Consider the following 13,982-nt stretch of genomic DNA (forward strand, 5'->3'; position numbering starts at 1 on the left):
TCGGCTTTCGGGATGATGCGAATTCTACTGCGTGTCAATGCAGAGTCCTATGTGCGGACATGGAAGTATCACGCTGCCAGAGCACGATGGAGTGCGTGCTCTCGCCTCTGGTTGCTCTCAGCACCTTGTCCATCCGCAGGCCGGGCAACGTTGAAAAGGCGTCAAAAAGATCCTGCGCACCCGCAGCATTTACCGGCACGAGCAGCGCGGCCTGCCCCGATTGCTCAAGCCGCCAGTGCGCCGGATGTAGGGTTGGGTCATATACCAGCCGAGAAAGCTCTCGCAGATCAATACTGCCACCAGTCAGCGGGCCATAATAGACAACACGCCCTTCATCCACATCGACCGTGCCCGGTCCGGCCCCCGATGCGCGAAACCGGCCGCGCTGCACGCCGATCCAAAGCAAAGCAAGCCCGCCGATCAGAAACGCGCCGCCCGGAAATTTCAACAGATGCCCGGGTTGCAGAAAAAGCCAAAGGCCGCAGGCCGTGCAGGCGACACCGATCAGTGCCTCTCTCCACCGGGTCATGGCGTCTTTCGCTTCGGGTCGAATAAAGGACGTCACGACCTGTCTCCGTTCAGCGGATGCCATCCGGCATCTTCGTCTCGCCAGTCATAAGGTGCCACAACCGGCTCAAACTCCATATCGGTAAAGTCACGAATAAGGGCCAACTCCTGTCCGCGTCGACGGTATAGCATACCGCCCTGGGTGTCATACCGGCTGAGCGCGTCGCTCTGTGGCGCCGCCATCCGGTCATAGATGTCACGCACGGATTGCGGTGCGGGATCTTTGAGAATGCGACGGGTGACCTCCCGCGGCAGTGGTGCACGATTACCGTTAAGCAAACGAATGCCGGTTGTGCACCCCTTGTCCGGCTCGCCAAGCGTGACTCGCGCCAAACCGGTGTCTCGCCCGATAATATCAGCACCGCCACCAGCGTAGTAATGGCAGTTATCCAGAAAACAGCCACCACCGCCCCACGTATCCCCGCAAGGAAACACCGACAACGCCGTCCAGTAAGGCGGGCGGGATAGAGCTGAAAAAGCGCCCTCCGCTGGCCCACGCCAGTACCCGTCTAGGGTAAAGTAGATGAAATGCGCACCGTCAGGCGATAACGCGCAACGTTCGACATACACTTTTTTCTTCAACCATTGCCCGTCTTCAAAACTGTCGGTGTCTCTTTGCCAAAGGATCATGCGAAACTGCTTGGATGGGCCTTGCCGCAGGATCACTGCACGATCGTTTTCTGTCGCAAAAAAGAGGTGCAGGCGCACCATCGGCTCAGGTCCGGTCATTCCCAGTCTCCCAGTTCCCGTTGCCAGAGCGTCAATGCCGCGACGGCGGCTGTATCTGCGCGCAGGATGCGAGGCCCCAAAGAAACGACATGCGCGAAAGGCAAAGCAAGTAGTCTCGCGCGTTCCTTGGGGGAAAACCCCCCTTCTGGCCCGATCAGAACGGCCCATGGCCCTTTTTCCTGCGGTAAACCATGGGCTTGCCCTGCCTGTGCCTCGTCACAAAACATCAGCCGCCGCGTACCATCCCAGCCATCAAGCACCCGATCCAGCCGCTGCAGGTTGGACACCTGCGGCACAAAAGTGCCGCCACATTGCTCTGCTGCCTCGATTGCATGTGCCTGCAATCTGTCGCGCTGGATGCGCGCGGCGTTGGTGTAATCCGTTTGCACAGGAATAATGCGCGCCGCTCCGAGTTCTGTAGCTTTTTCGACGATAAAGTCGGTGCGCGCCTTTTTGATCGGCGCAAACATGAGCCACAGGTCTGGCGGCATCTGCAATGGTTGTGTCTGGTGCAAAACCTGCAGACGACCGGTTCGCTTGCCAGCCTCGACCAACTCGGCCAGCCACTCGCCGGTCACCCCATCAAACAGCAAAATCTGTGCGCCGGGACCAAGCCGCATGACGCCAAACAGGTAATGCGCCTGATCGCGCTGCAAAGGAACTGATTGCCCCTCCCCCAAAGGGTGCTCTACAAAAAGGCGAATTTTGGCAGTCAGACGATCGTTCATAGAAAGTATACATATGCAAGAGCCCAGCCCAGCACCAGACGGTCAGGTCGCGGATGCGGTAAAAGACAACTGGGTGGACCGTTATGCTCCGGAATGGACAAGGCCTTATCTGCGCCTCAGCCGTGCGGATCGGCCAATTGGAACTTGGTTGCTGTTGATCCCGTGCTGGTGGGGATTGATGCTGGCCATCCTGCGCGACGGGCAGGCCGGATGGTACGACGCGTGGATCGCGCTGGGGTGCGCTATCGGTGCGTTCCTGATGCGAGGTGCGGGCTGCACATGGAACGACATCACCGATCGAGATTTCGACGGCAAAGTAGAACGAACCAGATCGCGCCCCATTCCTGCAGGACAGGTCACCGTGCGCGGCGCATTTATTTGGTGCTGCGTTCAATCGCTGCTGGCCCTTTGCATTTTGCTGACCTTCAACATCCAAGCCATTGCTCTGGGGGTGCTCGCCCTGTTGCCGGTTACCATCTACCCCTTTGCCAAGCGTTTTACCTGGTGGCCGCAGGTTTTCCTTGGCCTCGCTTTCAACTGGGGCGCATTATTAGCGTGGACAGCGCATACCGGCAGGCTGGAGTCGCCGGCCGTCCTGCTCTACGCGGCTGGCATTGCTTGGACGTTGTTCTATGACACAATCTACGCGCATCAGGACACCGAAGATGACGCGTTGATCGGCATCAAATCCACCGCACGGCTTTTTGGCGACAAGACAACCGCATGGCTGCGACGTTTCCTGATGGCAACCGTCGGCCTTATGGGGCTTGCGGTCATTTTTGCGGTCAAGGATTCGGTTTCGATTCTAGGGTTGGTGATTGCCCTCGGCGGTCCTTGGGCCATGGGGTGGCACATGGCATGGCAACTTCGGGGGCTCGACACCGATGACAACGCCAAGCTGCTGCAACTCTTTCGCGCAAACCGGGATACCGGCATGATCCCGCTGATATTCTTTGTGGCAGCATGGTTCCTGTGATTGAAACCGTGCCGCACAGCGCGTATCACGTGCCGGTAATGCAAGGACTTTCAGGGTGATATGGGTAACCTGCGGTTTTATCTGATATTAATCGCTTTTTCGCTGGCCGCAGTGCTGGCAATTGTCGCGGCCACCTTGTCAGCGGAAATGATCGAAGATTCGTCGGAAATCAACGTCCGCAACGTGCTTGACCGCAATGGGTTGACCTGGGCCGAAGTAGAAGCAGACGGGCTACGCGTCATCCTTTCAGGCACGGCACCTACCGAAGCTTTGCGGTTTCGCGCCCTGAGCCTTGTCGGTTCTGTGCTCGATGCCGAACGCGTCGCTAATGAGATGGAAGTGGCCGCAAGCGAGGCTGTCGCACCTCCGCGCTTTTCAGCCGAAGTTCTGCGCAATACCGCCGGGCTTTCGTTAATTGGCCTGATCCCTGCTTCCAGCGACCGCGATGCCATCGTTGATGGATTCGTCGCCATGGGGGATGCGAACGTCACCGACTTGCTTGAGGTAGCGAATTATCCGGCGCCTTCGGGTTGGGAAGATGCCCTTGCCTATGCCATCGCCGCCATCGAGGGTTTGCCCCGCGCCAAAGTATCCGTTGACGCTGGCAGAGTTGAAATCACTGCAATTGCCAATAGCGAAGAAGACAAGTCCGCGATGGAAGCGCGTTTGACCCGAATGGCGCCTCCTGCGCTACAACTCAGTCTGAACATCTCAGCCCCCCGCCCAGTGATAACACCATACACGCTGCGCTTCGTGATGGATGAAAACGGCGCGCGGTTCGACGCCTGCTCTGCAGATACGCTGGCCGCCCAGACTGTTATCATCAACGCCGCCTTCACCGCCGGGCTCACCGGACCGGGCCGTTGCACAATTGGCATGGGGGTTCCCAGCAAGAGTTGGGCCGAAGCTGTTGAACTCGCCATCAACGCGTTGGCCGAGATCGGAACAGGCACTGTCACCTTTTCCAATGCGGATGTGACTCTTGCCGCGGGTGTAGGCACACCCGAAACGTTGTTTGACCGCGTTGTCGGTGAACTGGAAACGGCCCTGCCAGATGTTTTCGTGCTGCAAGCAGTGTTACCCAGACCACTAGAAGACAGCGCAGGACCCGTAGAATTTACCGCGACGCTCAGCCCCGAGGGGCAGGTACAGTTGCGGGGTCGACTGCCCAGCGAGGATTTGCGTGAAGTAACAGACAGCTATGCGCGTGCCAAGTTCGGTTCCGAAGCGGTTTATACAGCAGCGCGCGTTGTCGAAGATATGCCAGCAGACTGGCTGACGCGCGTTCTCGTCGGCATAGATGCCCTGACCTACCTCAACAACGGCCTCGTTTCTGTCCAACCTGACAGCATGTCTATTTCCGGCGTATCCGGTAATCCTGACGCCCAACAGGAAATTGCCCGGCTGATGGTCGAAAAACTCGGCGAGGATGGCGTGTTTGACATCGACGTCAACTATCAGGAAGCACTTGACCCGATTGCTGCACTGCCGACGCCGGACGAATGCGAGGCGCGCATCGCTGAAATCCTTTCAGTCGAAAAAATTGTTTTTGAGCCGGGATCTGCAACGATTGACGAGAGTGCCGTTCTTACAATGGATTTGATCGCCGAGGCTCTGCAGGACTGCGGGAACCTGCGACTGGAGGTGCAGGGACATACTGACAGCCAAGGCCGCGAGGAGATGAACCTGTCGCTCAGTCAGGCAAGGGCAGAATCGATCCTCAATGAATTGCGCGCTCGCAAGGTGCTGACCCGCAGCTTTACCGCCAAAGGCTATGGCGAAAGCCAGCCAATCGCAGACAATGACACCGAGGCGGGGCGAGAGGCCAACCGCCGCATCGAATTCAAGCTTGTCCGACCAGAACCCAGCGTGCCCGAAGGCGAATCCGCACTGGAAAGCCTCGCTGAAAACAGCGATACAGGGCAGGAGGACTCAGATGACTCTGATGCCGAAGGCGCACAGGGAGACGATCAATGACAAGCGGGCAATTCGTGGTGGCAATGGCGATCATGCTGTTTGTTGCGTTTTGCCTTGGGTGGTTCGCCAACTGGCTGGTGCACAGGTTCTCGCGCGTGGCCGCCGACGATGTCGCTCAACTTGACCGCATGAGCCAAGAGTTGCACGAGGCAGAAGAGACACGCGACCAAGCCATCACCTATCTGCAACAGCGCGAAGCCGAGTTGACCAACCAACTCGCCCAGACCGAAGCCGAGTTGCGCGCTGCCATGGATGGTCTTCGCGATGCCCGTCAAGAGGCTGAAGAATTGCGCGCCAGAATGACCGGCACGCAAAACGCTGGCTGAACGGCTACTTTACCGTCAGATGGGCGCAGTGCGCGCGGTGACTGATGTCTGAAGATGTACTTCCCAACACCATCGCCGAAAGATTGCCCAAACCTCTGCGACCCGAGACGATCAAGTCTGCGCCCACCGCCTTCGCCTTGTCTACGACAGCGGTCGCCGGATCACCATCAACGATGTGGCAGGTGACCTCGGAATGCCCCTCGACATCTGCGATCTTTTTGGCCGTGTCCGTCACGATCGCAGCAGCCTCCGCCACCTCTTCCTTTGACGGCATGGTCGTTGCTGCGTGATAGCCCGACACAGCGCCCAGCGCGAATGCGACCGTCTCATGTTTGGGAACATGGACGACATGGACTGAACCGTTGAATTTCTCCGCTATTGCGCAAGCCGTGCGCAGCGCGTTTTCCGATGGCTCTGAACCGTCAAAGCCTACACAGATCGTATCGAACATAACCTACCCTCCTCTGGTGATTAAGTTGTCCGACACTATCAACAGCAGACGATGGTACGCTTTGACATGTATCAATCAAGCCGAATACCGCTTACCAGCGATCAAGCGCGTCTTCATCTTCGGCGCGCGCGTCCACCCACGACGATGCACCGTCCTGAGTAATTTCGCGCTTCCAGAATGGTGCACGGCTCTTGAGGTAATCCATCAGGTATTCGGCGGCTTCAAAGGCGTCCTTGCGGTGCCGGGCAGCGGTCGCCACCATCATGATCAGCTCACCCGGTCGCAACGGGCCATAGCGGTGGATGACGAGAACATCACCCAGCGACCATCTTTCCTGCGCCTGAGCAGCAATGTCATGCAGCGCGCGTTCGGTCATACCCGGATAGTGTTCGATCTCCATCTGGTGCAAAGCACCTTCGCCTGTGTCTCTGACAACGCCAGTGAAAGTGACAACAGCGCCCAAGTCCGTGCGGCCAGCCGCAAACGCCGCTGCCTCGTGCCCCAAATCGAAAGGCGTTTCTTGCACGCGGATGATCACTGGTTAGCCCCCGGTCATCGGCGGGAAAAAGGCAACCTCGCGCACCCCGTCCAATGAGGCACCAAAATCCGCCAGTTCCTGATCAAGGGCGACGCGCAGCGCCGAAGTGTCTGCGAAGGCGGCCGCGTACCGGTCTTCGCGTGCGACCAATTCTGCCACCAAGTCGTTAACCGTGCGCGCCGAGGTATCAACAGTTTCTCGCGGCAGTCCGATACGTTCGCGCACCCAAGCAAAATAGAGAACGTTCATGGTCTGTCATCCCTCAAATACGGCATCGCCTTGATCAGGTAATCCGCACCGGTGATCAACGTCAACGTCGCTGCGACCCAAAGCAGGGCAAGGCCGATCTGGCCGGCCCACTCCATCGCAAAATGCTTCCAGCGCAATCCCTGCAAATCCTCGACTGTGCCTGCAAACACCTGATCGACCAAAGCCTGATCCATCCCGTAGGCAGACATGACAAGGTAATGTTCGAAAACGCCATGCGAGAACAGCACGGCGATTGCTACCATCTGTAAGGTCGTTTTCCACTTTGCCAGCTTGGTCACCTTAAGTGTCCCGGCGGTATCGCCAAGGAATTCGCGCAGGCCCGACACAAACACCTCGCGAAACAAAATAACTGTCGCCGGCAAGACCAGCCATGGCGACCAACTGGAGAAGCCGATGATGACCATTAACGCGATGACGACCATTGCCTTGTCGGCAATCGGGTCGAGCATCGTGCCCAGTTTGGTTTCCTGCTTCCACGCCCGCGCAAGGTACCCATCAAACCAGTCTGTCACCGCCGCAGTAATAAATAGGACCAGAGCAAACCAATCCGCGTAAGGACGCGTGAAGTACAGAAACATGACCGCAACCATCGGCGCCGCGATCAGTCGCAACAGGGTTAACAAATTGGGAAATGTCATCTTCATACTATCACCTTACAACGCACGATTCCGGAGGAAAAGCAGCATCGGGCACGAAGGCACCTCCGCGCAGACAGCGTGCGGCGCTCAATCAAATCAAGGCGTCGCGCCGCAGGCGCGTCCGCTGGATTACCCGCGTTCATGAAAGTAGTCGTAGATCTTTTCGGCCAAGGCATCCGATACACCCTCAACCGCCTTCAGATCGCTTAGGTTCGCCCGTGAAACCGCCTTTGCCGAGCCAAAGTGCGCAAGCAAAGCTCTTTTGCGGGCAGAACCAACACCGGGCACTTCATCAAGCGGTGTGGCCCCTACAGCTTTGGACCGCTTGGCGCGGTGCGTCCCGATGGCAAAGCGGTGGGCCTCGTCACGCATCCGCTGTACAAAGTAAAGGACGGGATCGTTGTGGCGCAGCGCAAAGGGCTGGCGCCCCATGCGGTGGAATTCCTCTTTACCCGCGTCGCGATCAATACCTTTGGCAACCCCGACCATCGGGATGTCCTCAACACCGTATTCACGCATGATAGATGCAACGGCACTGACTTGCCCTGCGCCGCCGTCGATGAGCAGCAAATCCGGCCAGTGACCCTCAGTTCTGTCCGGATCTTCTTTAATCAAGCGTTTAAAACGCCGGGTCAGCACCTCTTTCATCATTCCAAAGTCGTCACCCGGAGTCAGTTCGTCTCCCCGGATATTGAATTTTCGATACTGGTTTTTCATGAAACCTTCCGGCCCGGCCACGATCATTGCGCCCACCGCATGGGCCCCCTGAATGTGCGAGTTGTCGTAGACTTCGATGCGATTGGGGATGCCAGAGAGATCGAACGCTTCGGACAGTCCCTTCATCAAGCGGGCCTGCGTGGCCGTTTCGGCCATCTTCCGTGCAAGGCTCTCACGGGCGTTCCGTAATGCCCCGTCAATCAACTCAGCCTTTTCACCCCGCCTCGGAACAACAAGTTCAACCTTACGGCCAAGCTTGCCGGTCAGGGCATCTGCCATGAGATCAGGGTTTTCAATCTCATTGCTCAGGATGACCTGCCGGGGTGGTTCGCGTGTGTCATAGAACTGACCAAGAAACGCCTCGAGGACCTCTGCTGCATCTACATCCTGTCCCACTCTGGGATAGTAGTCGCGGTTTCCCCAATTCTGGTTGGCTCTGATGAAAAAGACCTGAACGCAGGCCTGACCGTTTTCAAGATGCAGCGCAACGACATCTGCCTCCGTGACCCCTTTGGGGTTGATACCTTGCGCTGTTTGTACCTGTGTCAAAGCCTTGATGCGGTCACGCAGTGCCGCGGCGCGCTCAAATTCCATCTCTTCAGAAGCGCGCGCCATTTCCGCCGCAAGGCGCGCCTGAATATCCGTTGTTCGACCGGTCAGAAATTTCTCGGCATCCTTGACTGTCTGACGATAAGCCTGCGCATCAATCTTGCCCACGCAAGGCGCAGAACATCGTTTGATCTGATATTGCAGGCAAGGTCGCGTACGGCTTTCGAACATTGCATTGGAACAGTCCCGCAGCAAGAACACCCTTTGCAACTGGTTGAGTGTCCGGTTCACCGCACCAGCAGAAGCAAACGGTCCGTAATAGCTGCCTTTCTGTTTCTTAGCGCCCCGGTGTTTCTTGATTTGTGGAAAGTCGTGATCGCCGGTGACAAGGATGTTCGGAAAGCTCTTGTCGTCACGCAGCAGCACGTTGAACTTTGGCTTGAGCTGCTTGATCAGGTTCTGCTCCAACAACAGTGCTTCTGTCTCTGTCTTGGTTGTCAGGAACATCATCGACGCAGTCATCGAAATCATGCGGGCGATACGCGCGGAATGCCCGGTTGGCCGCGCGTAGTTTGACACCCTCGCACGTAGATTTCGCGCTTTCCCAACGTAGAGAACGCGGCTTTCGGAATCGAGCATCCGGTAAACGCCTGGGGATGTATCCAGCGTTTTCAGGTACCCATGGATGATTTCATGGCCCGGCTTTTCGCCTTTAGGGAGAGTGTCAACTGAAGTGGTCATTTTGATCGTTACATGATTCCCTTGTTCGCTGCACTGTAGCGCCTTTAACTTCAAGGACTAAGGTGTCCACGAAACCTGTGGACAACCTTGCAGATAACTTCTGGGCAGTCGCAATTTTTCGTTTAAATTTGAGCGCTTCACGAGTTTGCACAAAATTTAATCAGTTTTATAAGCTATTGAAAATAAACAAAAGATTGTTTTCGCCAACACAAGCAACTGAAAACACTGATCTTTTTGTAACAGCTTTGTGACCGCACAACCGGCGGTGCAAAACTTTCCGCTATGCTTTTTATTCCACCCCTTGAACATCAGGTGTTTGCCAAGCGAGGTGCTGGCCCCCATCTACACAAATCAGTTGTCCTGTGACCGCAGGAGCATCCAGAAAATAGCCCAGCGCTGCGACGATATCCGCGGGGTTTGCGCCGCGCCGCAGAACCGTCGCTGCGCGTTGATTTTCGAAATGCTCTTTTGATTGCCGCGCCCCTTGAAGCGTTGGTCCCGGCCCGATCGCATTGACACGTATCGCAGGGGCCAAGGCGCGTGCTGTGGTCTGGGTAAGGGCCCACAACCCCATCTTGGCCAGAGTGTAAGTCATGAACTCTGGCGTCAGTTTCCGGACACGTTGATCAACCATGTTCACAATCAAACCGCTGGCGACCGGCTCGTCTGCTGTATCCCGTTTCGGAACCAGACCCTGATCCGCCATCGCCTGCGTCAGAATGAACGGCGCGCGCAGATTGCTTTGCATATGGCGATCCCACGAGGTGCGTGTCGCCGTTTCAACGGTATCGTATTCAAAGATTGACGCGTTGTTGACCAGGCAGTCGATCGGGCCGTCAAGTACCTCAACAGCCGTTTCGAAAAGCGCGGAGGTTGCCGCATCATCAAGCAGGTCCGCTTGCAAGGCGACTGCGTTGCCGCCCGCTTCCTCGATCATTTTTACCGTCTGTCGTGCACCATCTTCCGAGGAAGCATAGTGTACGGCGACGTCATAGCCGCGCTGCGCCAAATAGACGGCCATAGCTTGGCCCAAGCGGTGCCCTGCTCCGGTAACAAGAGCCCGCGTCATACCAGCAATACCGCCATATAAAGAACGTAGAGTCCGGTTAGGACAAAGCCCCAGATGCGGGTAATGTTCCAGCACATGTATACAAATGGTGCGAGCAGCACAGACGCCCCCAGCATGACCCAAAGATCAAAACGCAGGAACTCGGGATCGACAGGGATCGGGCCGACCAGACTGGCAATACCTATGATCGCCAACAGGTTGAACATGTTGGAACCAATCACATTACCAAGCGCCACGTCCGCCTGTCTGCGCAAAGCCGCCACAACAGTGGTGGCCAACTCAGGCAACGAGGTGCCGATGGCGACCAATGTCAATCCGATCACGGTGTCAGACACACCGAACTGCTGCGCAATTATCGTGGCATTGTCGACCAGTAAGTCCGCGCCAACTGGCAGGCCGATCAGACCGAGAACCAGAAAGATAACGATACGCCAAAGCGGCATATTGGGGTCCGCTCCTTCGGGTTCTTCGTCCTCTGCCACGCCCTTCATCGAGTCCCTGTGGAGTTTGGCATCGCGAAATGCATCGCCCAGAACGAAAAGAACAGCCGCGATCAGAATCAGGCCCGCTTTCCAGTCGAACACCCCGCGGTACGCCAAACCAATGAACAAAAGCGACGCAATGATCATGAAATTGTAGGTTTTGCGCGTGTTGCACTCTGATGTGTGCATTGTCGCGAGTATTGCAGGCACGCCAAGCACAAGAAGAATGTTTGCCGTGTTGGACCCAACCACATTGCCCAAGGCAAGTCCCGGCGCGTCTTCTAAAACAGCCTGAATTGAAATGAGAAGTTCTGGCGCGGATGTGCCAAAAGCGACGATCGTCAGGCTGACAATGAGGGCGGGCACACCCAGCCTCAGGCTAAGGTTCACCGCCCCTTTGACCAGCGAGTCGCCGGCCAGCAGCAAGATCAGCAACCCCAGCCCTGACAGCAGCCAAGGCGTCATGCGCCGCCCCCCCGTTGCTCACAACTGCACGGCCCGCTTCCGATCCTGTAGCGGCCACAGCGTTTGCATTTGGCAGACGCCAGCCGCTTGCCGCCCAACCAGTGCATCTTGCCAAACATCGCAAGCACGGCGATCACAACAAGAAACAGGACGACGATCTTGAATATCATGCCTACAGACCAAACTGCGCAAAAGCGCTGCGTTCTTCGACAGAGTGGAGTGCATCGTCAATAACGCGCGCGCCAAACCGCGAAAGGAGCGGTTTTTTCGCACCGTACCGACGGAATTTAACCTTGTCACCGTAGCGGTCGACCATCATTGGTTTGAGATGCCCGATGCCATCGATAAGACCCAGTTCCTTGGCCCGTCGGGCAAGCCAGATTTCCCCGGTAAACAAATCCTGATCCTCTTTGAGTTTTCCCGCCCGACGTTCGGAAACATGCGCTTTGAAATTGTCGTGAATGTCTTCGAGCAGGTCTTTTAGACGGGCGACATCTTCGGGGTTTTCCGGGCGGAACGGATCCAACATGGATTTTGATTTGCCGGCTGTGTAGACGCGACGCTCGATGCCTTGGCGGGCCAGAAACTCATGCGCACCGAATGATGCGGAAATAACACCAATTGACCCGACGACAGAACTGTCATCAGCAAATATCTCGTCGGCGGCAGCGGCAAGCCAATAACCGCCCGAGGCAGCCACGTCCTCGACAAAAGCGATAACCGGCACCTCTTTTTCCTGCGCCAATCTGCGGATACGCCGACCGATCAGAGAAGATTGCACCGGGCTGCCACCCGGCGAATTAATCTCTAGAACGACGGCTTTTGGTTTGCCACGCGTAAAGGCTTTTTCCAGAACGGGACCGATTGTTGCGTCGTTGAGCATGCCCCGTCCAGAAGCACTGATCACGCCGGAAAGGCGAACGACGGCAACTGTGGGATCGGAATTGAGAAAAGGGATCCAGCGTATCATGAGGCCTCATGTAGATTGGCATACCGCCTCAAACAAGGCGGCGCCGAAAGAGTTTTATCCGGCGCGGCACTATTGACGCAGGCGCCAGCCCGTCTTGAATATCCACCAGATCACCGCAAGGCATGCAAAAGTAAATCCAGCTATGGCCAGAAGAGACAAGCCAATTGGCACATCTGCAGTGTCAAAAAAGGCCCAACGGAACCCAGAGATCAGGTAAACAACCGGATTGAATAGCGAGATCACCTGCCAAACTGGTGGCAACATTGAGATGGAGTAGAACGACCCGCCAAGAAAAACCAAAGGGGTCACGACCAGCAGCGGCACCAGTTGAAGCTGCTCAAAATTGCCAGCCCAAATCCCGATAATGAACCCCAGTAACGCAAAGCTCAGGCAAGTCAGTAGCAGGAAAAGGGCCATGGCAAGCGGATGCGCAATCTTGATGTCGACAAACAAAAAAGAGGTCGCCAGAATGATCACCCCGATGAACAGGGCCTTTGTTGCCGCAGCCCCGACGTAACCGGCAACTATTTCAAGAAAGTTCACCGGTGCAGACAAAAGCTCGTAAGTGGTGCCGATGAATTTCGGAAAATAAATCCCGAAAGACGCATTCGAGATCGATTGCGTAATCACCGACAGCATAATCAAACCCGGAACGATAAATGCGCCGTAAGAAACTCCTTCGACCTCGTCGATCCGGCTGCCAATGGCTGCGCCGAACACCACGAAATAGAGAGAGGTAGACAGAACAGGCGAAAAGAAACTCTGTCCCAGAGTGCGGAAAAATCTTGCCATCTCAAAGAGATAAATTGCTTTGATCGCTGTCAGATTCATGTGCCTGCTGCCTCGTCCTGCTGCACCAGATCAACAAAGATGTCTTCCAGACTGCTTTGCCGTGTGACCACATCTTTCAAAACGAGCCCTGATGCCGAGACATCTGACAGAAGCTTGGTGATGCCGGTGCGGGCGCGGCTGTCGTATGTATAAGTCAGCGTTCGTTTGTCCGACCCAAGCACCAGATTATAGGATGCCAGCGCTTCCGGAATAACGTCGACCGGCTCGGTCAGTTGCACATCCAGTTGTTTTTGCCCCATCCGTTCCATCAGCCTTTCCTTGGCTTCGACCAACAGAATCTCGCCCTTGGCGATAACCCCGATACGATCCGCGATGGCTTCAGCCTCTTCGATGTAATGCGTCGTCAGTACGATCGTGACGCCCTCTTGTTTCAGGCGGGCCACCACATCCCACATGTCCTTGCGTAACTCGACATCCACACCAGCGGTCGGTTCGTCGAGAAACAACAACCGAGGTTCATGGCTGAGCGCTTTGGCAATCAGCACGCGGCGCTTCATCCCGCCGGACAAGGCGCGGACCTGCGTGTCACGCTTTTCCCAGAGCGAAAGCTGGCGCAAGATCTTTTCAATCTTGGCGTCATCGCGCGGCTTACCGAACAGTCCTTGCGAGAATCTCACCGTATTGATGACCCGCTCGAACGGCTCAAGGTGAATTTCCTGCGGCACCAGACCAATGATGTTTCGCGCTGCGCGAAACTCAGTGATCGTATCATGTCCGCCGACGCGTACGAAGCCGGATGTCGCACGTGTGATCCCACAAATCGTCGAGATAAGGGTGGTCTTGCCGGCGCCGTTCGGCCCCAAAAGGGCAATAATCTCCCCCGCATCAATGGACAGCGACACGCCCTTCAGGGCTTCGAACCCGTCATCGTATGATTTACGCAAATCTTCAATTTCAAGAATAGCAGGCATGTGCAGAGCTTCCTTTCTCGGCACCC

At 56.3% G+C, this 13,982-nt stretch carries 16 protein-coding genes; 3 read left to right on the forward strand and 13 right to left on the reverse strand.

Translation table 11 applies throughout. The annotated features are described in order from the left end of the window. Nucleotides 1-34: 34 nt before the first annotated feature. From AC2D8V_RS12175 to AC2D8V_RS12185, 3 genes are read right to left on the reverse strand one after another with little or no spacing between them, the layout of a single operon-like run. Nucleotides 35-565 (reverse strand): hypothetical protein, encoded by a 531-nt coding sequence (locus tag AC2D8V_RS12175; RefSeq protein ID WP_484733793.1) that lies wholly within the window; start codon nucleotides 563-565, stop codon nucleotides 35-37. Then, entirely contained in the window at nucleotides 562-1,296 is a 735-nt protein-coding gene (locus AC2D8V_RS12180; protein ID WP_484733794.1) for a hypothetical protein, read from the reverse strand. Before AC2D8V_RS12180 ends, AC2D8V_RS12175 begins: the two co-directional genes overlap by 4 nt. Continuing rightward, nucleotides 1,293-2,012: a 16S rRNA (uracil(1498)-N(3))-methyltransferase gene (locus AC2D8V_RS12185; RefSeq protein WP_484733907.1), complete on the reverse strand. Its 720-nt coding sequence runs from the start codon at nucleotides 2,010-2,012 to the stop codon at nucleotides 1,293-1,295. The genes AC2D8V_RS12180 and AC2D8V_RS12185 overlap by 4 nt, the downstream gene beginning before the upstream one ends. 25 nt (nucleotides 2,013-2,037) lie before the next feature. Between AC2D8V_RS12185 and ubiA the strand changes: the two genes are divergently transcribed. The 3 genes from ubiA to AC2D8V_RS12200 are packed head-to-tail and all read left to right on the forward strand — an operon-like array spanning nucleotide 2,038 to nucleotide 5,303. Then, on the forward strand, nucleotides 2,038-3,000 hold the full coding sequence (ubiA, locus tag AC2D8V_RS12190; protein WP_484733795.1) for a 4-hydroxybenzoate octaprenyltransferase: 963 nt from the start codon (nucleotides 2,038-2,040) through the stop codon (nucleotides 2,998-3,000). 60 nt (nucleotides 3,001-3,060) lie between these two features. Then, nucleotides 3,061-4,977, forward strand: coding sequence for an OmpA family protein (locus AC2D8V_RS12195; RefSeq protein ID WP_484733796.1), 1,917 nt, complete (start codon nucleotides 3,061-3,063; stop codon nucleotides 4,975-4,977). Further along, complete coding sequence (locus tag AC2D8V_RS12200) at nucleotides 4,974-5,303, forward strand: hypothetical protein (RefSeq protein WP_484733797.1); 330 nt, start codon at nucleotides 4,974-4,976, stop codon at nucleotides 5,301-5,303. Before AC2D8V_RS12195 ends, AC2D8V_RS12200 begins: the two co-directional genes overlap by 4 nt. Nucleotides 5,304-5,307: 4 nt before the next feature. Here AC2D8V_RS12200 and AC2D8V_RS12205 read toward each other — a convergent pair whose 3' ends face one another. From AC2D8V_RS12205 to AC2D8V_RS12250, 10 genes are all read right to left on the reverse strand, one after another. Then, the gene (locus AC2D8V_RS12205) at nucleotides 5,308-5,754 is read right to left on the reverse strand and encodes a universal stress protein (RefSeq protein WP_484733798.1); all 447 of its coding nucleotides are present in this window, start codon (nucleotides 5,752-5,754) and stop codon (nucleotides 5,308-5,310) included. Nucleotides 5,755-5,845: 91 nt separating this feature from the next. Further along, a complete protein-coding gene (locus AC2D8V_RS12210) occupies nucleotides 5,846-6,292 on the reverse strand; it encodes a molybdenum cofactor biosynthesis protein MoaE (protein ID WP_484733799.1) in 447 nt (148 codons plus the stop codon). Between the two features lie 3 nt (nucleotides 6,293-6,295). After that, nucleotides 6,296-6,541 carry a molybdopterin converting factor subunit 1 gene (gene moaD / locus AC2D8V_RS12215; protein WP_484733800.1) on the reverse strand — a complete coding sequence of 82 codons (246 nt, stop codon included), beginning with the start codon at nucleotides 6,539-6,541 and terminating at the stop codon, nucleotides 6,296-6,298. Beyond that, on the reverse strand, nucleotides 6,538-7,206 hold the full coding sequence (pgsA, locus tag AC2D8V_RS12220) for a CDP-diacylglycerol--glycerol-3-phosphate 3-phosphatidyltransferase (RefSeq protein WP_484733801.1): 669 nt from the start codon (nucleotides 7,204-7,206) through the stop codon (nucleotides 6,538-6,540). Before pgsA ends, moaD begins: the two co-directional genes overlap by 4 nt. Nucleotides 7,207-7,329: 123 nt before the next feature. Further along, on the reverse strand, nucleotides 7,330-9,207 hold the full coding sequence (gene uvrC, locus AC2D8V_RS12225) for an excinuclease ABC subunit UvrC (RefSeq protein WP_484733802.1): 1,878 nt from the start codon (nucleotides 9,205-9,207) through the stop codon (nucleotides 7,330-7,332). A 289-nt stretch (nucleotides 9,208-9,496) separates the two neighbouring features. Next, nucleotides 9,497-10,276 (reverse strand): SDR family oxidoreductase, encoded by a 780-nt coding sequence (locus tag AC2D8V_RS12230; protein WP_484733803.1) that lies wholly within the window; start codon nucleotides 10,274-10,276, stop codon nucleotides 9,497-9,499. Further along, nucleotides 10,273-11,223, reverse strand: a complete 951-nt coding sequence (locus AC2D8V_RS12235) for a calcium/sodium antiporter (RefSeq protein ID WP_484733804.1) — start codon at nucleotides 11,221-11,223, stop codon at nucleotides 10,273-10,275. The genes AC2D8V_RS12230 and AC2D8V_RS12235 overlap by 4 nt, the downstream gene beginning before the upstream one ends. Nucleotides 11,224-11,395: 172 nt before the next feature. Beyond that, the gene (locus AC2D8V_RS12240) at nucleotides 11,396-12,193 is read right to left on the reverse strand and encodes a S49 family peptidase (protein ID WP_484733805.1); all 798 of its coding nucleotides are present in this window, start codon (nucleotides 12,191-12,193) and stop codon (nucleotides 11,396-11,398) included. Nucleotides 12,194-12,262: 69 nt separating this feature from the next. Next, complete coding sequence (locus AC2D8V_RS12245) at nucleotides 12,263-13,024, reverse strand: ABC transporter permease (protein ID WP_484733806.1); 762 nt, start codon at nucleotides 13,022-13,024, stop codon at nucleotides 12,263-12,265. Beyond that, complete coding sequence (locus AC2D8V_RS12250; RefSeq protein ID WP_484733807.1) at nucleotides 13,021-13,956, reverse strand: ABC transporter ATP-binding protein; 936 nt, start codon at nucleotides 13,954-13,956, stop codon at nucleotides 13,021-13,023. The genes AC2D8V_RS12245 and AC2D8V_RS12250 overlap by 4 nt, the downstream gene beginning before the upstream one ends. Nucleotides 13,957-13,982 lie beyond the last annotated feature (26 nt).

This window comes from Roseobacter sp. YIN89 (assembly GCF_057219365.1).